Source organism: Sphingobacterium sp. 2149 (genome assembly GCF_031455655.1).
Taxonomy (GTDB): Bacteria; Bacteroidota; Bacteroidia; order Sphingobacteriales; family Sphingobacteriaceae; genus Sphingobacterium.
This window is the reverse complement of record NZ_JAVDTD010000005.1, coordinates 1-25,705: the sequence shown is the minus strand read 5'-3', so window position 1 is coordinate 25,705 and position 25,705 is coordinate 1. Positions and strand designations below refer to the sequence as shown.

At 35.0% G+C, this 25,705-nt stretch carries 14 protein-coding genes; 7 read left to right on the top strand and 7 right to left on the bottom strand.

Annotated features, from left to right (window positions below; translation table 11 throughout):
* The first annotated feature begins 253 nt into the window (after positions 1–253).
* The 7 genes from J2X77_RS08480 to J2X77_RS08450 all read left to right on the top strand — a co-directional run bounded on the left by J2X77_RS08480 (position 254) and on the right by J2X77_RS08450 (position 7,575).
* The gene (locus J2X77_RS08480) at positions 254–2,362 is read left to right on the top strand and encodes an AAA family ATPase (protein WP_310080235.1); all 2,109 of its coding nucleotides are present in this window, start codon (positions 254–256) and stop codon (positions 2,360–2,362) included.
* Positions 2,362–3,759 (top strand): 5-methylcytosine restriction system specificity protein McrC, encoded by a 1,398-nt coding sequence (locus J2X77_RS08475; protein WP_310080233.1) that lies wholly within the window; start codon positions 2,362–2,364, stop codon positions 3,757–3,759. Before J2X77_RS08480 ends, J2X77_RS08475 begins: the two co-directional genes overlap by 1 nt.
* Positions 3,760–3,779: 20 nt before the next feature.
* The gene (locus J2X77_RS08470; RefSeq protein WP_310080231.1) at positions 3,780–4,079 is read left to right on the top strand and encodes a hypothetical protein; all 300 of its coding nucleotides are present in this window, start codon (positions 3,780–3,782) and stop codon (positions 4,077–4,079) included.
* Between the two features lie 24 nt (positions 4,080–4,103).
* Entirely contained in the window at positions 4,104–5,339 is a 1,236-nt protein-coding gene (locus J2X77_RS08465) for a hypothetical protein (RefSeq protein WP_310080230.1), read from the top strand.
* A 122-nt stretch (positions 5,340–5,461) separates the two neighbouring features.
* Positions 5,462–6,508, top strand: a complete 1,047-nt coding sequence (locus tag J2X77_RS08460) for a reverse transcriptase family protein (RefSeq protein ID WP_310080228.1) — start codon at positions 5,462–5,464, stop codon at positions 6,506–6,508.
* 144 nt (positions 6,509–6,652) lie between these two features.
* Positions 6,653–7,039: a hypothetical protein gene (locus tag J2X77_RS08455; protein WP_310080226.1), complete on the top strand. Its 387-nt coding sequence runs from the start codon at positions 6,653–6,655 to the stop codon at positions 7,037–7,039.
* Positions 7,036–7,575: an HAD domain-containing protein gene (locus J2X77_RS08450; RefSeq protein ID WP_310080224.1), complete on the top strand. Its 540-nt coding sequence runs from the start codon at positions 7,036–7,038 to the stop codon at positions 7,573–7,575. Before J2X77_RS08455 ends, J2X77_RS08450 begins: the two co-directional genes overlap by 4 nt.
* 91 nt (positions 7,576–7,666) lie before the next feature.
* On the opposite strand, the gene J2X77_RS08445 is transcribed toward J2X77_RS08450, so the two are convergent.
* From J2X77_RS08445 to J2X77_RS08415, 7 genes are all read right to left on the bottom strand, one after another.
* Positions 7,667–9,739: a 3'-5' exonuclease gene (locus J2X77_RS08445; RefSeq protein WP_310080222.1), complete on the bottom strand. Its 2,073-nt coding sequence runs from the start codon at positions 9,737–9,739 to the stop codon at positions 7,667–7,669.
* Positions 9,736–16,002 carry a DEAD/DEAH box helicase gene (locus J2X77_RS08440; RefSeq protein WP_310080220.1) on the bottom strand — a complete coding sequence of 2,089 codons (6,267 nt, stop codon included), beginning with the start codon at positions 16,000–16,002 and terminating at the stop codon, positions 9,736–9,738. Before J2X77_RS08440 ends, J2X77_RS08445 begins: the two co-directional genes overlap by 4 nt.
* Positions 16,003–16,014: 12 nt before the next feature.
* A complete protein-coding gene (locus J2X77_RS08435) occupies positions 16,015–20,829 on the bottom strand; it encodes an Eco57I restriction-modification methylase domain-containing protein (protein ID WP_310080218.1) in 4,815 nt (1,604 codons plus the stop codon).
* 11 nt (positions 20,830–20,840) lie between these two features.
* On the bottom strand, positions 20,841–23,726 hold the full coding sequence (locus J2X77_RS08430) for a helicase-related protein (protein WP_310080216.1): 2,886 nt from the start codon (positions 23,724–23,726) through the stop codon (positions 20,841–20,843).
* Positions 23,727–23,735: 9 nt separating this feature from the next.
* A complete protein-coding gene (locus J2X77_RS08425) occupies positions 23,736–23,933 on the bottom strand; it encodes a helix-turn-helix transcriptional regulator (RefSeq protein WP_310080214.1) in 198 nt (65 codons plus the stop codon).
* Between the two features lie 154 nt (positions 23,934–24,087).
* The gene (locus J2X77_RS08420; protein ID WP_310080213.1) at positions 24,088–24,729 is read right to left on the bottom strand and encodes a hypothetical protein; all 642 of its coding nucleotides are present in this window, start codon (positions 24,727–24,729) and stop codon (positions 24,088–24,090) included.
* Positions 24,716–25,705, bottom strand: a 990-nt coding sequence (locus tag J2X77_RS08415; RefSeq protein WP_310080212.1) for a hypothetical protein, incomplete at its 5' end; no start/stop codon positions are given. The genes J2X77_RS08415 and J2X77_RS08420, both read right to left, overlap by 14 nt.

Below are 25,705 nucleotides of genomic sequence, written 5' to 3'. Positions count from 1 at the left end.
TTATTTAATTACGGCTTCCCGTATCGGCTTGTTTCCTAGAAGTGGGATATTGTGAGAAAAATGAAGATGGTTGCCTCCTCGAAATAACAGTACAAAATTTGATGTGAATATAACGGAAGCAGGATGCCAACTAAAGATATTATTGCATATATCTTTAAATATTTTGGTGAAAATAATATAGAGACTAACATCAAATCTTTACAAGAGGAATAAAGGTAAAAATGATTTATTAGAAGATTTTGCATTCAGTATTATGTTAAAAAAGAAGAGTTTAAAAGAATATCTAAACGATATTAACGTGTGGTATACTTGGAGAGATAATTATAGAAATTTCGTTCCTAAATTTGTTGAAGAAGCTAAAAAGGGGTTAGATTACTCAGAATGGAACAGGGATATTTTTTACGAATTCTTTGAAAGATCTAACGATCAATGTGTGTCGAGTTTAAGACAGGGGTATTTTAATTCTGAAGAGAAAGTTTCTATTAAAAATAATTGGGGGGAAATATCCCCGATCTTGAAAACAATAGCAGAAGCAAGTGACGTAGCCCCGTTCGATGATTATGAAAAACTTAAGAAAATAATTCGAAAATATACTACTCAGGATAGGAGGGCTGCAACGAATAGATTGATAGCATCTATACAACCAAAATTCTTATGTACTATTGTTAATCATGGAAATCTAAATACATTAATCTCATATTTGAATGCTAATGTATTAAATGCAAATATAACCTTACAGAATAACTGGTTTGAAAGTAGTAATGAGGTTTTAAATTTTTTCTTGAAAGAAGGCGAGTTTGAGAATGTCTATGATATGATTACCTACCCTTGGCAATTGTTTGAATATTTTAATGAAAATAATCATGTAGAAAGTACTGATATGGGTAAGGACAAAGTAGATAATGAAATTGTTGGTCTTTTAAAATATAAAAAACAGATCATTTTACAGGGCCCTCCAGGAACTGGAAAGACAAGGGAAGCTAAGATAATAGCAAAAGATTTGATAGGATCCGTCGGCTTTGATCAATCCGATATGTCATTAATTATGGCGGGTGAGTATTTTAAAACTAAAACTGACAAAGTTCCATTTTTAATAAAAGGTGTTTCTGAAAGCCAGAATTATTTTAAGGTAAAATCTGATAATGCTTCAAATGAATATACAGTAAATTTTAAACAAGTAATAGATTGTCTAAATGCTAAGGGATGGGAGGATCCTACAGACAAATGGAATTCTCATGGCAACTCTTCTTATTTACAAGTTATTGCGAAGATTATATATGAGAGAAAAGTTGAAAAAAAGATATTGGATCAAGTAAAAGTCATCCAGTTCCATCCAAGTTATACCTATGAAGATTTTGTACGCGGGATAGTTGCGAAACCAAGCGGTGATGGAATTATTTATGAAGCGGAGAATAAGGTCATCGGTATGTTTGCTCAAATAGCTTTAGATAATTACTTGGCTTCTAAAGAGAATCATGTAGGTTCAGACGAAACGGATGTTTTTAACGCTTTTATAGACTCAGTTAAAGAGCAAATGGCCCAAAGTGAGGACCACAAATTTAATATCACAGACCGCGTTTACTTATTTTCAGCAGATGAAACTCGATTCAAGTATAAAGGTGATAATTGGGTTGCTCATGACAGGGGATTAAATATGAAGTTCTCTGAATTAAAGAAAATCATAGTTTCAGGAGCAGGGGAGAGACAAGACATAAAAAAGATATCAGGTTTAGAGGAGCTAACTAGACAGCATGCGACTTATTTCAATAAGGTAGTAGAAAAGTATTATGAATTTAAGAAGAAATTCGATAAATCAGATCTTCCTCAAGAGAATGAAAAACTTAAAAATTATGTTCTTATCATAGATGAAATTAACCGCGCTAATTTATCATCTGTCTTAGGCGAATTGATTTATGCATTAGAATACCGGGGGGAGTCAGTTGAAAGTATGTATGCAATTGATGGGGCAAACAAACTTGTATTACCTCCTAATCTTTATATTATTGGAACAATGAATACTGCAGACCGTTCCGTTGGCCATATTGACTATGCAATTCGTCGTCGTTTTGCGTTCGTCGATATAATACCGAAAGATTTATCTGAAGAAGAGGGGATCATATTTGATACAGAATTGTTTAACGGTGTATCTAAACTCTTTGATAAGTATCTCTCCCCTGAGTTTGAAAAGAAAGATGTTCAGTTGGGGCATTCATATTTTATTGACAAATCTGAAGAGGGAGGTTCTATGCTTATTCGTTTGGAATATGAAATAAAGCCGATCTTATTAGAATATGTGAAAGATGGCGTATTGATTGGAGACGGCATTCAACAAGCTATTCAAGATCTAAAATCCTCTATGTAATGGGCATTCGCTTATCGGAACATAAATCGTACTGGATTCGTCTTGCAGAGTCGGAAGAAGATGTTAAATCCTCTTTAGAAGGATTGACTGTCTTGTCGTCTGATTTTATGAGCTATGATAGTGTGATATCAAAGCGATTTAATAATAGCAGTCATTGTTTTGTCTTTGAAAAGAAAGAAAGCTATTATGAGCTCAAGGCTGATTACTGCATCGGTGTTGACTGGTTAGGTCATACAAATAGATCAATTTATGTCGAACCTAAAATAAATAATTCTAATATCAGTTCATTTATTAAAGCGTTAGAGGACGAGGAAGTCGAAAGTACTGAACAAAATTCTCAAAATAGCGTTTTTGAGTTAGATTATCTGAAGATGTTACTGGAGGTCACATCCACTTCCGAGAGTAATTCAGAATTAGAGGCTTTGGTACAAATAGACTGGGATTCAAAACAAATACCTATAGAGCAAAAAGATGATAAGCTGACTCCATTTTTAATAGTTCGTTTTCTACAGATTTTAAAAATGATTGTAAGAAAGGGACTGAAGAAAGGCTATTATAAAGTACAAGAAAATCTAAATAATCGCATTAAGGGGAAGGTTTTGGTTGGGCAACATATTAAGCAAAATATACTAAAGAATAAGTTTACTTCTACATATTGTGAATATCAAGTATTCGATATCGACCACACTGAAAATAGCTTTTTAAAGAAAGTATTAGATTTTGTTGTTAGTTATGTAGAATCTCACAAGTTATTGTTGAAGGAAAATCTTCAACAAATCCAAGAGACGATTTACTATTGTAGGCCTGCATTCGAATTGGTTTCCAACACTATTCAAGAATCTGATTTAAAGAATATAAAACACAACCCATTCTATAAAGATTATAAAGATGCCTTAAAAATAGGTAGCTATATTTTGAGGCGTTTCGCATACAATATAACTAAGACATCGGATCAGAAAGTTTATACTCCTCCGTTTTGGATTGATATGCCTCGATTATTCGAATTGTATGTATATAGCAAAATGATTGAGCATAATATTAAATGGAAAAAAGAAATACATTTTCAATTCAGTACCTATGGAAATGCTCTCGATATTTTAGTGTCGCACCCTCTCTATCAGATGGTCATCGATGCAAAGTATAAGTTGATATATCAAACAGGACATTTACATCAGGATATTCGGCAGGTAGCAGGGTATGCTCGTTTAAATAGAGTTAGAGAGAAGCTAAAACTTAAGGTTGATGAAGACCGGAATATTAACTGCCTAATAATTTATCCGGATATAATTGATGGAGAAGTAGATTTGTCTCTTGAAAACATATATGAAACGAAGCAACCTATTGAGGCATATTATAATCTTTATAAGATTGGTGTTAAACTGCCAATTATCAACTAGTATAATTAACAATTATTATTATGAAATTTAATAAAACCAATCCAACAATAGCATACGAAGAGTTTTATTATTTGGTTTGCTCTGTTGATCAATTCGGAAGCTTGACTGGAAAGAAGTATAATGTACTATCTACCGAAAATCACGTAATGAGTTTTTTACGAGTTTCAACAGGTAAAAAATGGTCCATGAATTTAAAAGAAGTGCATCGGGCATATTTGGAATTAACTGATTTTAAAACTATTAATTTTAAACCATATGTACCACGTACACATTCTCCAGCTTTGGGACTTTTAATACATTTGGAATTATTAACGAGGTAAGTCAATATTTTTGAATAACCAGATATGAAATCTATTGATAAAGAATTTGATGATGTCTTTCATAAGGATATAGAAACTCTATCACATAAGTTTGATCAAGTTCGAAGTAAAAAGCATATTTTAAAATGGATCAATAATTTTGATGAAGATAATAAGATATACGCTTTAGATTTATTAGGATCTTTAACATACATTTCACAGGAAGATGTGCGATCTCAATGTGCTTCTATTATGCGAGAAATTCTAGAATTATCAAAAAGCCATTTACATATTTACATGATACCAATAGGGAATTATGGAAAAAGTTCCTCCTTAATTGCATACTATTTGAGAAAAACAAATGCTTTTAAAGAATTAGAAGATATTAAAAAAATTAGTTTTTTAGAAAATGAGTCATTGCTAGAGACATTAATCTTTTATAAAGGAGATAAGATTATATTTTATGATGACTTTTTTGGTACGGGATATTCCTTAATTAAGGATCTTCGTAAATATGGAAAGCATTCCAATAAATCTTTTGTTAAGACACTTGATAGTGCTGAAGCATATGGATTATTCTATATGAAACAATGTTTGGAAAATCTAAAAGCTTCGAATTACTCGATTTCTATGCATGCCCACTTGCATCATCCAATTTTTGGGAAATCTCCTAGATTTTTTGAAAATGATTTTATAACAGTGAAGTATAAAGCTATTAGTCAAAATGTAGCTGAAAAAAAAGGGCTATTTACTACTTTAAGGAATAAGTATAGCTTAGGTTACAAGAATTCCGAAGCATTTATTTCATTTGCTCATACAACGCCAAATAATACACTCCCAATAATATGGTCTAATAAAGCTAAATGGTTTCCAATTTTTGGCGCAACTGACGATATTCTGTTCAATATATTAAAGGAAAAGAAAATGGTAATGGCTAAGTTGGCTTTAGATAATAAATTTTCCATAACATTTGATCAATCGTTTGAAGGGAAATTCCAACTCACTAACTATTTGTTATTCGGAATAATTTATTGTATAGATAAAAAATGGGCTGAGCCTAGGATTATGACTTTATTGGGTATGGACTTGCAAACTTTCGATTTAATATTAGAAATCGGAAAAAATAAAAAACTAATAAGTGAAAACAATGGTTTAACTTTGACAGCAAAAGGACTAGAGTTTTTGAAAGAAATAAATTTTCAGATTTTAGAATCAAAAAATTATAAAAAAATACCTACTACCCTGAAAAAAGATTATATTGCAAAAGAATTTTCAGGGTAAGGTATGTTGTTAGCGTATTTTTCACTAAATAGTGAACGATAGTGCAATAGTGCTATTGACAAGAAACGGGACTTATTAAAATAATAAGTTCTATTGATTTAGTAGTTTTCGAATATTTAACAATGAGTAACAGCATACCAACCCCTGAATCTGAAAAAATTGAAGTTTTAGCAAAAAATATTGGTCGAGATGATATCTTTATTCAAGATATAGTTTCTTATTCAAAGAATCTTGAAAGACGAGGACTTCCTATTTTGTTTTCGTTAAAGCATTTTTGTTTAATTTCCAATTTGAATTATGAAAATATCATAAAAATACACCAAAACAGGGACCAATTATACCTTAATAAATTTTTAAAAAAGAAACGTTATGGATTTAGACATATAAGAATACCTTCAGAAAATCTTAGGATCATCCATAAATGGATCAAAGAACATATTCTTGGAAAAGTAGAAATGCCTTCATACGTAACGGCTTACTGTAAAAATAGATCAATAATAGATAACGCTACCTTACACCTGAACAGTCAATTATTAATTAAAATGGATCTTTCTGATTTCTATGATCATATTGATACGAAGATCGTCTATAAGATATTTAGAAGGTTAGGTTATGGAAAGTCTGTTTCTATATATATGTCTGAATTTTGTTGTGTATTTGATGGAAAGTTAGGTAAATTTGTATTACCACAGGGAGCCAGTACTTCACCTATATTGTCTAATATGGCTTGTAAGAATATGGATTTAAGATTAAATGCATATGCAAAGCAAAATGGATTTAGATACTCAAGATATAGTGATGATATTACCTTTTCTTCCACAGAAAAACTTAAAATTAGTTATAAAGAGATTATAAAGATTATAGCTGAATCTGGCTTCCGAGTCAATACAAAAAAAACTCGCTTTCTGACAAAAAAAAATAGGCAAACTGTTACTGGCCTAAATATTAATAATGGCCTTTCTATTTCAAAAAGATATCGTAAGAATATATCTACGCACGTACATAATTGTGTTCGATTCGGTGTTAAACATCATCTGGAAAAATTGGGACTGCAAAGAGTTAATTATAGAGAATGGTTATTGGGTAATATATTTTATATTGCATCGGTACACCCAAATCAAGGAAAATCTTTAAAGCAAAAATTTGATTTAATTAACTGGGTTTATTGAACAATTATTGTTTTATTGTCAACGAAATGTAATTAAAATAACCGTGCTTTTGGGAAAACTTCAAGATACGATGTATGTAAGGTCTTTAATCAATATTAAGGTTGAAAAGTAAGATCTATTTTTTATTTTTAATTAGAGGAAATCTTGGAAGAAATTAAAGAGCTAACAAAAGAGAATTTCATAAAATTTATCAAAGAACATTCTTTTGAATATAAGACGGCTCAGAAAAGTCTATGCTTTGCTATTATCGAGAGAATGTATAGAAGGTGTAAAATGGATTACTACTTTAAGGATGTTAAGGTTTGCTCCGAAAAAGGTATAGTAGTTGATGGAAATCACAGATATTTGGCATATCTTCTGGCGGGAGTTAGCTATGATGTTGTACAATGGACTAGTTCAAGATCCGATGAACCCGTAGAGTATAAAAGTCTGGTTATTGATCTTTCGAAGGATTGGGACTGCAATGGTAATCAAAAGTTTATTGATGATGGAGAATGGTTAAAGGAATTTAAAAGGGAGGAGAAATTATGATTATTTTTTTAGATATTGATGGAGTGATGGTTCATGCTAATCCAATGAGAAAAGTGGAATTAGAAGAGGACGGCTTTTATAAATTTAATCCAAAAGCCGTTCAAATTCTTCAGGCAACAGTATATTCCACTAAAGATAAAATAATCCTCTCTACATCCCATAGATTTAAATATAGTATTGCCGAATGGAAAGAAATATTTGAAAGACGAGGTTTGAATTTTAAAAATCTTAATATTTTGGATTTGAAGGACATTGATTTAAGTGAATCTGATTTTAGTTCTAGCAATATCAAAATCAGTAGAAAGAATGAGATATTTAATTGGATTAAAATTCATAAACTCAAGTTTGAAGATTTCATCATTATTGATGATGATAAATCATTAAATGATCTACCTCCAAAATTCAAGGAAAGATTAGTCTTAACCAATTCCTACGTTGGTTTGAATGATCAAAATGATTTAAAAATCGTTTTAAAACGTAAAGTAAAGAAAATAATAAATGAAAGCAACACTAGGAGTATAAATCAGGAAGTGTAATTAAATTGTGTCTATATTAAATGTAACCTCCTCTAAGGCCTCGATGGAAGCATATCGAGAACCCAAGAGGAGAATGAATTATATTTGATTTTTAATTAAGTAATCCAGATTTAATTCCAACCCCACTTATCGACAAGTGTTGAACAGCCCTGCTAGCTGCTACATAGAATAATGACTTTTCTGTTCTAAGGATCTGCGATTTTTCAATTTCTGATAAGCTAGTATACTCAAAAGGTAATCTGGGGAATGTACGATCATTCACATCCACTAGAAAAACATGCTTAAATTCCAATCCTTTTAGACCGTGAAAAGTAGCAATTCTAATTCCATCATTCTTAGAATTGAGCAGATGTTTGTCTACATAAGGAATTCCGTTCTGATGAAGATAATTTCTAAAATCATTGGCACTATCTCTGGTTCTCGCTGCTATTACTATTTCATTGTAATGCACACCTAGTTCTAAAAGCGATATGATTTCTTCTTTGACAACTGCAAGTTCTTCCTCTTTGGATGAATAAAGTTTATAAACTGGTTTTGGACCATGAAAGAGTGATAAATATCCCGCCTTAGATTCCTCATCACCATCGAAATCGTCATATTTCTCCTCTAAGATTACTGACATCGCTAAGTTCTGAATTTCTTCGGTGGTGCGGTAATTAATACGCAAACGCTTGCTTCTGTTTCCACGAATGTTGATGCCAGCTTTGGAAAAATTAATTTTACGATCATATATATTCTGCAATGGATCACCAACGAGAAATAAATCATTTTCTCCCTCTGCAGTCAATGATCGAATGAAATTTAGTTCAACATTTGAAAAATCCTGCAATTCATCTACTATTACATGAGAAAAAACGATTCGTCCGGTCTCTTTTATATAACTTGAAACCATATTGTAGATTTCCTCCTTATAATATAATCTGCTAGATAATTTCTTAGCCAGAAAAAGTTCAATGAGCTCCCATATTTCCAATCGTTGTTTTCGAGAAATTGCTTTCCCTCTGCCCACGCGACTCGCTTTAAGGTAATCGATACTTGTATGCACATTTTGTACCAATATGACTTCTTCGAATTCTTGCTTCAGGAAATTCTCATCAAAAGATGCCAAATGTTCCGCTAATACCTCTTCCCAAATTTCTTCTGGCTTTTTAACAGCGTTCATGCCGAAAACTTTATCCTTTGGTTGGCGCAAATTAAAGTCTTGTGCCAACTGAAATGCTAAAGCATCAATATTAAAAATATTATAGCGCTGTTGAGGAATTTCTAAATCATTGGCCAAAGAAGACAGGTTTTCACTTAATTCTTTGGTAAATGTGGTAAACAGGATAGGTAAATCTGAGGAGCTCTGTGCAGCTAAATACTTTAATCTATGTAATGCAGCTACTGTTTTTCCAGTGCCAGCACCACCTGATATTTTTGTTGCACCTTTAAAGTCGCCATTGACTACAGCCGATTGCGAGGGGTGCAAATAATATTTCCATTTATGTAATGATCCACGAAGCGCTTCATTCAGAATCTCGTCATCCGTTAGCTCTATGAATGAACGCGCATTGTTTTTACTTCCCAATGCATCTTCGTCCTGCTTCCCTTGTATGATATCCGTTTTCAAACTTTCAATAGAAGCACCATCCAGTAGGTAAAAGAGATTTTCAAAAGAATCTACAGGAAGATAATTTTCTAATTTTTCTAGCCCTGAAAAATCTTCGACTTTCAATACAGCAGGCATTAACACTTCAGGAACACCAATGGCAATTAAATCATCCTCTGTATAAAGACCCATAAACAAAGCTTTTTCCGATGTAGGCGTGTTTGATTTCTCAATGGTTACCGTATCGTCGATACTGAATACCTGATACGCTTGAGTCTGTTCATTCCAATCAATTACCTTATTTTTGGCCCAATCCATTGCCTCATCGTGATTGTCAACCCAAACCAGTAAATATAATTCTCCGGGAATAACTTCCTTTAAAATAGCACGATATTTCTGATCAACTCTTGCTGTGCGCAGTGATTGATCTTTGAATGTATTGATCGATTCAAGGTTCAGTGCTGAACTTTTAGAATTTGTTCTGAATTTACTTATAAACTCAGTTATCTTACTTTGTGTTCCTTTATTAATATTTAGGAATGCATCCCAAAATTTATCATATATAAATAACTTCATAATTTAATCGTGTTAATTTCTTCGGGATTATAAATAGTAAATCCTGCTTCTTGTAATATTTTTTTCGATTCTTGTGATGTTGGATTTACCACTATTTTCAAACTTGGCAAAATAAAATCTGCATCTGCTAATACATTTCCATCATCATCTAACCAAGAATCCAGGTAATCAGAATTTGTTTGATTGATAAAGCCTTTTGCAATAGCTTGATTGATTAAGGAATGGAGATAAGAATCATACATTTCCAATACATCATTTTCCCATGTTTTAGAGTATTCATCTTCTGTTTGTTCATTATTTAAATCTTCGAAATCAGAAGACTGGAATAAATTAAACAAACTCCAATAAAATTGCCATTGCGATTTGTCTATATCTTCAAATGAACTATTATTTATAAGATGAATGATTTGTTGTTTGCCAATATTCACCCAAATCTTCCATTCAGCAAAAGAATAGGTATAATCATACTGAACTGGAACCAAAGCATTAAGGTCCTTCACTCTATTTTCCTTAATATAATTACCTTGAGTCAACTGATTTCTAAAAACTAAATCAATTTTTTCTGGGTTAAAAGAAGGTTCTAAGAAATTATTCGTCCAGGTTCCTAAATAATAAAACCATGATTTACTCCAAATGGAAGTTGGATGTGTCAACGCAAATAAAATCCGATCAACACTGTTCGATGCCAACGCATAGTTTACCCGATCATCGACATTGATCGTCTGCAATAACTTCGTATAATGTGGTAAGAAATCGCTTTTATACTTATCAGCAATTTCATCCAATGCTAATTTATTCCCTTCTAGTTGCCTCTGAAATAGATTTAAGTCTTCCCAGGTTAATGTCCAAGTTGTAAATTCAGGTTGGTCAACTATAGCTTTTCTAATATTGATATCTCTTTCAAAAACATTATGTTCTTTCGATGCGTGATATTGAAAACCATCCAAATAAATGGCTATTTTTTTAATACAACCTTGGTATTCCTGGCCTTTGTAGCAATAACTCCCGCATACTATCAAAAAATCTGTCCTTGTGCTATAAGCAATACCATCTTTTGGACCCAAAACGACTTGAGGTCGTATCCAATACACAGCATCAATATCATTTTTACTGATTTTTATTTCATAGAAAATAATTCCTGCTTCTCTCTTTTCTGAAAACGAATAACCATCTTGCTGCTCCACGTAAACGGACAATAATTTGATAAACCTTTCCTCTAATTCAGACTCTTCAATTTTTCCTGAATTGGTAATAGAGGTTAATCCATGATCATTCTTTACCCATTCTTCTGTTTTTTCAACTATTTTCGCAAACCATTGCTCTGCGCGGCATCGGCTAAGATCTTCTCTATTGTATTGATTCCCATAGCTGTAGATGCATTTATAGCAGCCGTCATGCCCTGTCAACTGGCAAGAGCAATCTCGTATTGCTTCATAACTCCTTTGAAGTAACAAAGTAAATTCTTCATAATCAAATAATTGCTCTAAGTATCCGGTGCCGCCTGGTATGGTATCGAATAACAAAAGAAAGCGGTCAAATTTATCTGTGCGCTGATTAAATTCCCGATAAGGTTGAATATGGATATGTCCAGGATTTCCTTTAAAATACTTCTTCAAACCAAGTTCCAACCCAGCTTGAAACATCCGAATATCTGTTTCGCTATTAAATTCCTGTATCGGTAAAACTATCTTCAAAACTTCGGTTTGCATTTCTCGAAAAAAGTAAACTTCTTCAAATACCCCTACCTTATTTGGGTCGTATCGGACGTCACGATGCTTACAATAACCATAATGAAATTCCCGAGCTTCTCTAACTGAATGTACAGCAGATATAGACTTACCACAATGCTTACAGGTGACAAATCCTCTTGTTAATGCTTCCGTATCATTAATTTTAATTTTACGAGCATCGCTGCCATCACTTCGACCATAATTTACGGAGGTTATCGTCGCACTTCTCACATACTCAATACCAAAAGGAATATCCTTTAATACCCAAGCTCCTGCAGATGTGTTTTTATCAAACAATACATGATTCATTACTTGATACTGCTGTTTGTCACGATCGTCATTTGTATCGCTCAGGGTAGCCTTAGCTGCATTATTTAATGATTTGACATTCGTCATCTTCACAAAGGAATGCACATTAGAAGACGATGCCCACGACAAATCGCCACATTTCGGACAATTTCCGGTTTTGGCCAAAGATGCCAACTCGATGTGATCACATTTTGAACAAAACCTTTTCTTGTGAAAGTTTTCCAGATCAGCCCAGTCAAAGGTATTGACACCCGAAATTTCAAATCGGTAACCTTGTGTATAAAAATAATTCTCTGGAGCTAACTCCTTAATGGCTTGTGAAGCTGAACGTACCAACTCGAAATCTTTGTCGGGATGACGATTCGTACTTCCTTCAACTTTACCATTTAACAAATGTGCATTTAACCGAACCCCCGTTTCCGGAAAGGCATAATTAGGCAAAACACCGACATTGGTCATATGCTCAAGAATATTGCGGGCTGCAATCGATTTTTTAATACCATTAAGATTCTTTTTTTCTTTTACATATTCATCATATAAGGGATCTCCTGTAGCTAGATTAAGTGTTTTTACTTCATCGTCAATATCTTTTTTACGCTTTTCAACGTCGAGTATTTCTGTTTTTATTTGTATAAATACATCCAATAGTTTGCTATAAAAACTGCCTGACTGTAAAGCATTTTGTATTTCTGGGAATATATTTTCCTTAATACGTACATCGTACTGTTTCAGAAATTTGGTGACCAATAAAATAGAATGTTCAGCTATAAATTTCGATAAGCGATTGATAAAAAAATCAGCAGCTGTCAAATCTTTGCTTTGTAACTTGAGGTCACGTACAAATGTCGGAATCGTATTGTCGTTTGGATTTTGAGAAGTCCAATTGTCAAAACAATAAGCCGTAAAATGTCTTCTCAAAATATCCTTCGCCTCTAAATAGCATCCTGGCGTGTTTACTTCCCCAATCATCATTTCTAATGGATCGGTAAAGTAGTACAAATCGTGGTTTTGATTTTTTGCAAAATTTACAATCACAGCCGAACCGGAGCTACGACCAGCACGCCCCACACGTTGCAAGAAATTAGACGGAAGTGGCGGAATACTATTGTTATAAGCTGTATTCAAATTACCAATATCAATACCCATCTCCAAAGTACTAGTCGCTACCAACGCATTCACTGAATTGAATCTCGGTTTTTTCTTAAAATCGATTTCCAATCGTTCTCTGACACTTCTTTCCAGCAAACCTGTGTGTTCTTTTGCAAAAACCCGTGGAGTACGTGTTCGGTTATAAACGTCTTTATAGTAATTATTTTTTTGTTGCGAGGTGAGTTCATAATGCCCAGTACAACGGTAGCTAACGCAACTTCCATTGGCAATTACATTTTCCTCGTCGTAAGTATATTGAGTGTCTTCACATACATCGCAATTATACATTTTGATATTTTTATGCACCCAGATTGCTTCGGGTGAAATGCTGTAATTCAGTTGGTCGCCAGCAGTCGCACTATTAAATATACCTACTGCCAAAAGCGCTTGTGTCCATTGTTCAAAAAATTCATTGATAAAATCGACCGTAACAGCTGCTTGCGGAAAACTTTTCTGAAAATAGGAATGAAACCAATTGGAGGTTTTTGCTCGTGTGGTATCCAATAAATTATCTCTCGATTGCTGATTGGTCAACAACTTTGGAAAACGAGAACGGGTTCCAAAATGTGGATTAAGAAAATGTCGCCCATCTTTTTGCCAGTTCAAATCCCAAAGACTGAATCTATCATTTCTAAATTTTGAAAGATAATGATGATCTATTGCTCCTCTGTTACGAGCTCTATGCAAAATAAGGTTTGTCAAGCGAATGGTACCCTCTTTGTTTATTGTACCACTCATATCGTTAGCTTCAATCCATTCAGATAGATGGTCCCAAGTGTTTGCTAATTTCTCTTTGTCAAAATATACGGATGATGCCCCCGTTTTTTCTAACGTACGACCAATTTTGGAATTAAATCCAAATTCGGAATAGATTTCCCAACGTACACGTTCATCAAATTCTTTCAGAAAATGAGAGGCGTAATTTTCACCTATTAGATAATCTTTCGGAGAAGATTTCCCGATATAATCTTTGGGATAAAAACGGTACAAATAAGCAGCCAATGATTCCTGTCCAGATTCATCAGCATGTTGTTTCCAATAGTCGATAAAAGTAGTCGCCAAGGCATCCAATCGCAAAGCACCATTTTGTTCATTAATCACTTTCTGAATTGAACCTCTTAATGCAAAACGGTAATTTCTGCCTTCTACAAATCCTGCTTGATGCGCCGCATCTTGAACAGAATTAGTAAAGGCTAATACTTTACGCCCGTTGTCGTTTGATTTATCCAAATCTGTAGCTAGGGTTTGACTGATTGCGATCGAACTCAATGTCGGTATTTTCGTGCCCACAATGGCGACTGTTCCCGTAGAATTACAACATGGACATATTTCTTCTATTTTGTTTTCTTTCAGTTTCCTTAGGGCCTGTATGACCAAGCCGTTTTCACTATCGTCTATAATCTTGAGCGTAATCGGATTGATTTTAATGGAAAGATTATCATCGGGCTGATAACCGGTTGCTTGAAAATCTTCATACTTCAATTCATCTTTAGGTAGTATAAAATAGACATTTTTGTTTCTGGAAAAGTATTTTTCATAAACCTCATTGATGTCCTTAGTAAAGGCATCACTGTTATCTAATTTTACACCTAACCAACCTGAGTTATTACATTCCCTACAATACCATGCTGGTAGGGCAGCAAGTTCTTGGTTAGCATCTACCTGATCGCGGAAAGAAAATTTAGCCTGCTCTTCCAAAGTATATTGTACACCACTCAACTCTCGTATCCACAATTGAATTTGTAGATACATAAAAGGAGAATTCGGATTGTCAATATCTTTTGCTTCGGAAATTAAGGCTAATAAGGATTCCAAAACACGCTCTTTAGGACTGTATTGATGTTCAGCATCCCATTGTGGTAGTTTCCGATATGATTCATTAATAATGGAAAGTTCCCTAATGATGTCGCTTATCGTTTTGATACCATTCCCTTTGTTGACCGTCAAGACCAAATCCCGTACAATCTTTAACTGCAAAAGTCCTTGTGCTAATTGATCCGTGTCTTGTTGCCATATTTCGATATGCTTTTGGATAAAAGCTTCAAAACCATCTTCTTCCTGGTATGATAAATCTTTGAGTCTGTTCGGCAAAGGAATAAAGTCATTAAGCGATTCTTCGTCACCAAAAAACTGATGTGGTGTAATTCTGTTTTCTGTGATGATGGCATCAGTTGTAATCTGTTCGCCAAAAACCTTACTTGCATATTCTGCCAACAAGACAGGTGCATCTGCTCCTGAACCAATGGTTGCTGAAGTACCCACTGCACAAAGATAATCGGCAGGTAAAGCTAACTTTAATTTTAAACGGCGAATCAAATTGGCAACGTCTGTACCTTGTGCTCCATCATAAGTATGCAATTCGTCTAATACCAAAAACTGAAACAAAGAAGTGTCGCTTAAATTATGCATCCACAAACGGTGGAAATTATGTTTCATCAAGGCATAATCCAACATCTTGAAGTTGGTCAAAAGAATATCTGGCGGCGAATCCAAAATGCTGTCGCGATGTTCTATAATGTGATTGGCACCCATCACTTTTGGAAATTGCCCTTTAGGACCATTGCCTTCGCCGATGAATAATCCTGCCCGTATCTTTCCTTTCAATCGAGGATCTTCATCGATCATTTCTGCCAAGCGTTTTGCCTGATCGGTTGCCAAGGCATTCATCGGATATAAAATGATGACTTTAATACCCGGGCGATGCTGGTTTTGAAAACAATAATCCAACATGGGGTAGAGAAACGATTCGGTTTTCCCTGAACCTGTTCCGGTGGTTACAATTGTGGCCTCAGGCTTTTTGTTTTTGGTAGACAAACGTGTCCAAGCTTTTACCTGATGATCGTAAGGCGGCCATACGGGTTTTATAGTCAGCGGAATGGCTTCAATTTCTGCTGCGTCTGCTTTTACAAAACGAAGTTTTAAGGACACATAAGGTCCTTTAAACATCCCCTGCGTGGGATGTTCTATAAAATCATCAAATGCTTTGGCTACCTGCTTTTTCCGAAAGGTAAAAGTAGCTTGTAAATACGATTTGATCGATTCACGTATTTCTATGGCTTGCTGTAAACTTAGCATGACTGTTATTCTTTATTTAAATTGCTCTTCAAAATGCGCCCACGCACGTTTGTAATCTTCCACACGATCTTGTTTGGTAAACGGTGCGTGGTAGATGATTTTTTCACCTTGGTACAATTCCGATTTGGTGATGGTATGTTCATAGGTTTCTCCTGCCGGCAGATCTTTTATCTTTTCCCAATCGGGGCGGTCTAAACCAACGCCTACCAAACCTTTGCTGCACGTAAACACAATATTTCCTTTAGTATCGTACCAAGTGTCATCTTCGTTTTGTTGCAATACAGGAAACTGAATGTTGTACATCAAAATCAATTCTTCTAAGGTCAGGTTCAAAGCCATTGCTGTAATTACATCAATTTCCACCAACGCCATACGGCGTTCAAAATAATTGCGCAACGGAATATTCCAAGACCATTCTTTGGTTAAAGAAGAAAATGCTTTTAAACGATTATCTTCAATTGACCAAGTTTCCTGCGTAAATGCTTCTTGAAAACTGTCTTCCCAAAGTGGTGCATAATATTTATTTAAACTATTGAGTTTTAAGGTGCGGACGAATAAGGCTGGCTTGTATTTATCGGCAATTCCCAATGGAAATGATTTAATCGTTTCATCGTATAAATTGGATTTCCCTAATGTTTTTAAGAAAAAATCCATCACCAATGAACTAGTTAAACCTGAAAACTCTACCAAACTTGATTGTTCTTTAAAAATTAAACTTATCAAACCATTGACGTGAGCAGATTTTGGAGGAATAATAGCTCCGCTCAAAGTTCTTTCTCCAGAAATTGGAATCATTTTTCTGAAGGCCACTTTATAATAATCCAACCAACTATCATACGAACCATCGGCTTGTTTAAAACCTTTGATGGTATTGGCATAACCTGCCGTTACATTTTGGGGAACGTAATTGGTTCGAGGACTATAACATTCATTAATCTTAGTTAAATCTATATTGTCGTAGCTTTTATTTGTATCGCAAATCCTTCTAGGTGTTTTATAAATTGGGTTTCCAACAAATAAATGGGGTCCCGAATAGACCATTTCGAATTCATCAACTTTTGGATATTTAGTTTCTCTTCTTATATTTCCAGCATTTACATCATTGGTTTCATCCCAACAAACCGATATTTTCGTTTCCACATCCGCTACTGAACTTGGAAATGCACCAATTTTTTCAATTACATCCACAATTTCTTGTGCGTGGATGCTCACCAATTTTGCACCTTCCCAATCTGTGGTATTTTCAAAGGTTTTTCCAATCACTTTTAAAACCTTTTTATTTATTCCAACAATTCTAGATATGTGCGGATTTATATTCCACTCAAAAGTTCCAGTTTGTTCATTTTTGATTTTATATCCTCCTACTATTCCACTTCCATTATGTGTAAAACAAGCATCAATTGTTGATGGATGAAATAAATTATTAATCGATACGAATTCAGCATCCTTTTTTAAACCGCTATATATGTTAAGACTATATAGTGTTTGATTATGAACCTCTTGAAAAAGTTTTATTTCATTGATAAACTGAAAATGAAATTTCAGACGTCGGTAAATTTCTTTACGCAATTCATAACCATTTGGGTCGTCATAAACGCCTTCGGGATGTATCAATCCTAAATATCCTTTTTCGCCAATCCAATGCAAACCGTTTTCCAATATACATTTGTACAGGTTGGTTTGTTGTCCTTTCAGCAACGGATAATTTTGCACGGCATTCATAAAAATACCCGATATGTCGCTTTCTATATTCTCGGCAAAATATAGATTGCGGCGGTTTTCCTCACTCAGGAAATCAGCTTGCAGCTTTTTCACTTGCGGTGCAGTTACTTTACGAATTTCCAGTTCCGGATAGATTTCGCTCATCAATCCTTTTTCTTCAAACTGAACTTTCAACCACGGCGGATTTCCGACGGCAACATCAAAACCGTTGTTTTCTCTGAATACTTCTATAAATTCCAGTTCGTAATGGAAAAATTTATATCGCTGGGCATAACCTTGCACCAAATCTGACCGCTCATTGGAAAACAGCGATGTGGTGGATTGTTTCAAGGCATTCGACAATTCGTTTTCTAATTGTTTTTTGTCTTTCCGGTAATCACGAACGGCTTCTTCATCTGCTGTTTCTGTATTTTCTTCTTTGGGCGTGGCTGCAGCCAAATCAATATTGAGCAATTGTTCCAAATCATCGTACCATTGAGCTCTTGAAGGCAAATGTTCTGCATCACGTACATCCCAAAACCACAAACTGCACCAGTAATCCATCATCTGTTTTAGTTTGTAATAAGGGGCATTGGGCTTCAAACGGTTTTTAGCAAATTCTTCTTTTTCGTGATATGAAGTATGCACCAATTTTGCTTGTTCGGCTGCATTGTATGCGCCAAAAAAATCACCTTTAGTCAGCGTAAGCTGATTGATGTTTTTCTGAATTTCATAATGTTCCAACAGCAACATATCAATGGCTTTAGAAATGCGCTGCACGCGTTGAAATTCGTCATTTCGTAAAGGTGCGCAAAATTCCTTTCGCCATTCGCTGATGCGTTTCGCTCTTTCGGGAAAAGCCTCTTTCAATAATTTGATGCTGCCCGAAGAAGCCATTCCGGCATCGGGCAAGATGAAGTGATAAATTTCGTCTTCGCGCCGCAAAATTCCCTTTTTACCAAATTGCAAATGTTTAGGTGCTTGCGTCCACCATTCTTTTTTTATGAATTTACTTTCGGTTTTTCCAACAGGCTCAAACGAAAAGTCTTTATGCTTAAAAACTTTTAACCAAGAACCCACAACGGCATTTCCTACACCCAAACGGTAACCAAAGAAAGGCGTTTGCATATCTTTGTGAATCACGTTGAGCCACAAAGAGAGTTTTCCCAATTCAATCGCCGTCGGATTTAAATCGACACCATACACATTGTTGAGTGCGATGTAAGCTTTTATTTTCTGGATTTCTTCCTGGTATTTATTTGGATCTACCTGTTTTTTTAATTCCTGCTGGCGATAGGTCAAATAAGCTTGTGCCAATTGGTTAATAACCTCATTATGAAAAGCAGCAGCGCCCATAGCAGGCTCTAATATTTTGAGCTGCAATAAGTCTAAAGCTGAAATCTCTTTGTTTTCCAGCCGCTCTAAAATAGGTTTTAAGGTATATTTTACCGTGGTTTGTGTCAACACTTCCGGCGTATAATACGAAGCCGATTTCTGACGATCACGACCGCTCAGGCGATAAATAAACGTGCCTTTAGGAATGACTTTCAGCTCTTCTTCGCCATCGACTTTTTCGGTATGATAAACTTCCTTCGGATCAAAATCATCCAACCGATGACGTGGCACTAAATAGGACCCATCGGAATTGACCACTTTTTCGGAAGATTCATTCGCTTTGCGTTTGCGATGTACTTCTATATAATCGGTTTCCGCCAGAAAACCACGGAATGCCAACAGGCTTTCGTAAACCGAGCCCAATTGGTTGATGCCTAAATTGGCATACGAGATACGTCCGCGACTTTTTTTGTTTTGTTTTTTAGAAAGGGATAACTCACAAATAACATCTTGCCAAACCTGATTTCTGATTTTCACCTGGTTTAGATAATGGAGTAAGTTGTTATCAAACATCGGCGAATCTAAATGTCGGATTTTGAATCCCTTATTTAATCCTTCATTTTCGTGGTAACCTTTGTTGAGCAAATCGAACAATTGAAACAAGGATTGATGGAAGAAATAACCATTCAAACTGGATTCAGTGATTAAAGGGACTTGTTCCAAATCGCGCAACATTTCTAAAGAATAGCCACGTTCGTAAACTTCATCATTTGAAGGCAGAATATCTAAATCTTCTCTGGACTCGGCATAAAACAGAAATAAAAGGCGATACACCATATTCAAGCAATCGTCTTTCAGTTTAGATGCGTCAATATCGGCAGGCTGCACACCTTCCGTTTGCAAATCGCGTACGGCTTCGTTCGCCAAACTTTCTACCGCATGGATAACGCCTTCTTTTAAATCTTTGGTTACTTCGTAAGCAGCTTTGTGCGAATCTTCGTCCAACTGATCCATCAAAACCATTTCGGCAGTTGGCGCCAATAAATCTTTGCCCAACAAGAGATAGAAAATGCTGTAATAATCTTTGGTAATCGCCGCATCATCAAATAAAGCTTCCAGATCCAATTGCAAATAAGAACCACGGAACCATTTTTCTGCTTCCAATAAAAAATACTGGTTGCCGGCACACAGCAACACATAATGTGGACGGCGTTGTTCGGGCAATAAAAAGAGTTCGTTTACCGCCTGATTGATAATCATCGGCGAAATACTTACTTCATCACTTACCGTGAAAATATCTGCCCATTGCGAGCGGTGATATTTCTGCTCTTTTGTCGATTTTTCGTCACCATCCTGCTGGCTGGTGTAAGACTGTTCAAAAAGTCCGTCGGGTTCTTCCTCATCTTTGGTTTTGATCATGGCGTGCATTTCCATGACCATCAGATGCGGTCGATCACCGCGATACAAAATATGGCGAATAGGCAAAACCGACTTATCATTGATTGGGAATAAATCGTGATATTGCGTATGGTCGGCATCGTAACCTAATGCACGTAATACTTTGCTATGAAAATCGTGCGAAAGATTAATTTTATCTTTCACTCGTAAATGATTTTCTATAAACCGCTGCTTGAGTTTAAAATACTCCGGTTTTAACTGATTAATGTTTTGGTTAATCTCTTTGATAGCATCGGTACTAAAGCCCGACTTTTCGATCACTTTTTTGCTAAAGTTTTCGTCGAAATAGTTAGATGCAAAGAAATCGCCTATGTTATGAAGAAAATGAATCATTGTTTAATCGTCTATTTGTTATAAAACACCGCTACCACTTTTAGAAAGGGATTACCGTTAAGGCTGGTTAAATCCTTGAAATATTGACTGGAATTGTTGAGAATGGTTTCCATTTCATATTCTTTGTCCTGCATCCTTTTCTTTACGAAACCTGTGATGTTTTTATCGGCAAACTCTAACGCCATTTGTTGCCGTTTACTCTGGTGCCAGTTTTTCAATTTTTCCTCATACACGGCCAATTTTTTTTCCATTTCGAATTGTAATTTTTGCTGCTCTTGGCCCATGTGAAGCTGGTGTGCAAATTCAATGGTACTCGGCAATAGGTCTTGTAATTGCTGGATATCTGTGTTTGGAATCTCCAATGTGTATAAATCATCTTTCAAATTATACTGCTCCATAAAATCTTCAAAAGCAAAAGGTTTCCCTTTTAAACCGCCATCTATATTCATGGGGACCACAAAGAAATCTGACAGGATGGATTGCCCTAGATTATTGGCGACAATACCTTGAATTAAAAAATAGGCTGTATCGTTTGGCAACCGATCCAATTTCATAACCAAAGCAACATCTTTATCAACAGATGCTTCCAATTGCGTCATCAGGTAGCGAACAACCGGATGTAATTCATATAAAATTTGGAATTTTGCCCATTCGCCTTTTTTCTTTCGAGCGTCGGTAATGGATTTTTGTACGTCGTCTTTATCTAATGAAAGTTGATAAACATCGCCCAACTTAGCTGGTTTTGCTTCAGATGGAAGATCAAACAAAATCCGGTTGAGCTCTTTGGTCTGTTTAACTTCTAAAATATTGCCTTCAAACTGGGCTTCATCATTTTTCAAATACTGGTCTGTTTTCAATTGTTCAATCAGGGCTTGATAATAAGCTTTATCATTTTGAAACAAGGAAACATTTTCTGCTACTGGATTTTCAACTTCTAATTTCGGCGTAGCGTCGTCGAATAAAGCATCAAAGAAATCATCGTCCATTTCTTCATCTTCCGGATTTTCCAATAAAGCAGGATTATTACTAGCCAATGCTTTGGTAACTAAATCTTCTTCGGCACTAGCTTCATACAATTTATATACAGAGGCGGCATCACCTAAAGATTCATATACGGTTTCTTCTTTTTCTTTCAGCTTATTGACAATGTGTAAATCGTCCTTTAAGCCTTCCAAATCGGAAGTGGCAATCATATAATGAATGTACGGTGTCTTTTTCTGTCCATATCGGTCGATGCGTCCATTTCTTTGTTCCAAAGTAATCAATGACCACGGAATATCGTAGTTGAACATGTGATTACAATAATAATGAAGGTTTACACCTTGTGCGCCTGCGTCAGAAGTTAATAAAACGCGGTAGTCTGAATCTTCCTTTCCAAAATCTTCGATAATACGATGTTGCTCCATATCCGTAAGCGAACCATGAAAATCGGCGATGACCTTTTCATCTAAATCGAAATCTTTTTGCAACTTCTTTTTTAATGCTTTCAAGGTTTCAATCCGTTCTGCAAAAACAACAATACGGAAGTCCTTTTTACGGCCGTTCCATTTCAAACGAATCAATTCGTTTCTGAAAGCCGTGTACTTTGCATCCTGTCGTAAATCTATGATGGTTAATAGCTGTTTTTCTAAGTTTTCCAAAACAGCCAAATTTTGCTCTGCAACATCTTCACGATTGGTGATTTCTTCTAGCTTTTTAATCCTATTTTGGATAGAATTTAAAGCGGCCTCCGGTGAAGACATATAGGATTTGAACAGTCCTATTGCAAACAATAAATCACGTTTGACTTTATGCTTTGTCTTTTTACCAAATAGATCTAACGTGACATCTTTTTCACTTAATCCTGCTAAAGCAGTGAATTTTATCTTTTGCTGCATTTCAAGAAATGCATTTTCAGCACCTGTTAGTTCCGCGTGTATTGAAACGATTTTTCTTTCTTGAAAATTAGAGCGTACATTTTCATCGTCGATATCATTTTTGAATCGACGCACATAATAGGGTAATATATCTTCTTTGCCATACTGCTGTTCATCTTTTATGGCCAAAGGTTCAATCATATTGATGAGGTTGGCAAAATTTTGCTTTTTCCCGTTATGCGGAGTAGCCGAAGTGAGCACCAAAGATTCACACTTGGTACTTAATAATTGAGCCAAACTACCTCTTAAAGAATTAGAATTTGCTACTGTATGGCATTCATCAATTACGATAATATCCCATCTTGTTTTTTCTATATAATGTTGGAATTTCGCATTGTTTTTCAACGTATCGATCGAAACAATGGTTTTGTCATAGTAATCGAACGGATTTTTATTGGCAGGTAATTCTGATTTAATTTTTGAAATCCCCTCTGAATCCAATCGAACAAGGGGAATAGCAAAACGGTTCCATATTTCTTGCTGGAATTGTGCAAGAATGGACTTTAAAGCTAGCACCATGATGCGTTTACCTTTCCCACGTTTTATCATTTCCGCTAAAAATATCCCAACCTCAACTGTTTTACCTAAACCCACACCGTCTGCAATTAATATGCGGGGTCTGGGCAATTCAAAAGCCTTTAAAGTAGGTTCTAACTGATATTGAGACAAATTGAAAGCAGCTTTTTGAGCCACCGTAATTTGTTTACTGTATATAGCCGAATTCCGAATCTGGTTTTCGACAAATAGTTTTGTTTTCCGATAACCATAATCAGTATCTGCAACCAATTGCGTTTTCTTAGGATCTAAAACACGAATATCTGTATCAATGTTGGTATCAAAAATATAACGTTTGCCTTTGACTAGCTCAGAAATTCCTTCGACTTTTAAAATCCATTTCCCGTTATTTTCTACGACATCATTAATGATAAAATCTTCGTCACGATTGGTTATTCGTTGTCCTGGAGTAAAATTAATATTCATTTTTATGGCTTACTTACTAGAGTTAATCAATTCTTTCACATCTACATCCAATTGTTTGGCAATCTCCAAGAAAGTCTCCATTGAAGGTTGCACCTCATTGGTTACCCATCGAGAGACGGTAACTTCACTCTTTCCAAGTCGCTCTGCAAGCCATTTGTTTGTCTTTTCCGTTTCTGCCAATACTATTTTTAAACGATTAATTTTCATTTTGTGATTATTGATTAACATCTTATGTTAAAAATAATACTAATCTGGAGAATAAAAAAGGCAAAATTGCTATAGTTTTGTTCTATAACCATTTGTAGAGTAAAAATAGAGTTTGATTTCGTATCCGCGAGTTTAAAGACTACTGTAATTTAATTTATTTATACTCTCTTTTCAGAAAAGCAAATAAGGCTCCCAGTGAATATAGCAAGGAAAGAAAAAATGCAAAACCTAAATAAATTATAAATATTCTCAAAGCTATGGCTATTATTGCATTAAGTGCAAGAAGGCTTGATTTAAAGTCAATCTGTTGAGTTGAGTCAACGAATTTAAGCGAATATAAGTCTAGAGACATGTAATCAGGAAATACCAGAATCAATAACATTACAGCTATCAATATCGTTGATACTAGAAGATTTTTTCCTGTTATAGAAGTAAATTGACGGATGAAATTTTTAATTTTTTTATCTTCTATTTCCTGTAAGTGTGTTGCGTTTTCGCCTAGCTTTGGTATTGCCAAAAACCTACCATACATAGTAATTATTAGAGAAGAAAATAAACCAATAAATATTGATAATGCAGCAATAGCATAACCAACGGCATCTTGATCGATTCCTTTTTTGAGAAAAAGACAAATCAAAACAGTTGGTGTTAAAAGTATCGATCTTTTGATCCAAGAGTAATTTCTAATTTGCTTATCTGTTGCTGGTGAGTTTTGGTTTAATAAATCGCTAAACTCCCACTTACGCCCTTCCTGTAAAAGTACTCTTAAATATTCTTTGACTTTAAGATAGCTCATTGTTTTCAGGATAGACTTCTACTTTTATTTCTTCCAGTAAGTTTAGACAATAATCATGCAAACTTTTCCAATCTGGTGTTTCATCATCTTGGAGCTTGATTCTGTCTTTTAAATATATAGTAGGTTTAATGTTAATATCACTGTCTAGCTCAAATGAGCTCTGGTGGCTACCATTATACAATACACCTATCTGCCTATTAAAATCTTCTAAAGACAATGGATTATCCTTTTTACCAAATGCGAGTTCGCGAACTGTATTTACAAGAGCATTCAGTTTGGAAATTTTTTTTCCTCCGTCTTTGGCTCTAACTGAAATATTAATAGAAAATTCTTCGGTTGAGATCCCATCTTCAGTTTCGATATCTGATATTAAGATATCCTTTGTAAACTTCAATTCCTTTACTGCGCTTGATTCTTTAAATTCTTCTTGAAGTTTGGTTGGACAATAAGTATCTATAGTCGGCCTGAAATAGCCTTTACCGCTCAGATTATCTTTTAACCAATTTAAAAAAACGTCATTGATTTGATCGTCTGTGTAGCTTTGGATCATCAATATACCTTTATTACTCTTAAACGGAATATACAAAAGAAAATAGAAGGTATCCATTACAATATCAGTTTGGGCAACTTTGGTATATTTCTTTTTCGGATTGTTCGTATATCCAATTGATCTGTTTTGACCATATCGTCCTCCTTTTATGGTACCGTGAATAATTTGCTTAGTGGATCCTATTTTGATCGACTTTTCGATAGGGTTTGTTGACTCATCTATTCTTAAGCCCTTTTTGTTTGTGTTATTTAATACAAAGTTGGTATCTATGGAAGTGATAAGTGTCTGCAAAAGTTTTTTAAATCCCTCAGCATAAGTAAGAGGTTCATCAGTATCCGCCCTACCAAGTACATATTTTCTGAGCGATGTATAATGCGGAGCTTTGCTAAATGAGCAAAGAAGAAAAAAGAATACAGATGTTTGCCC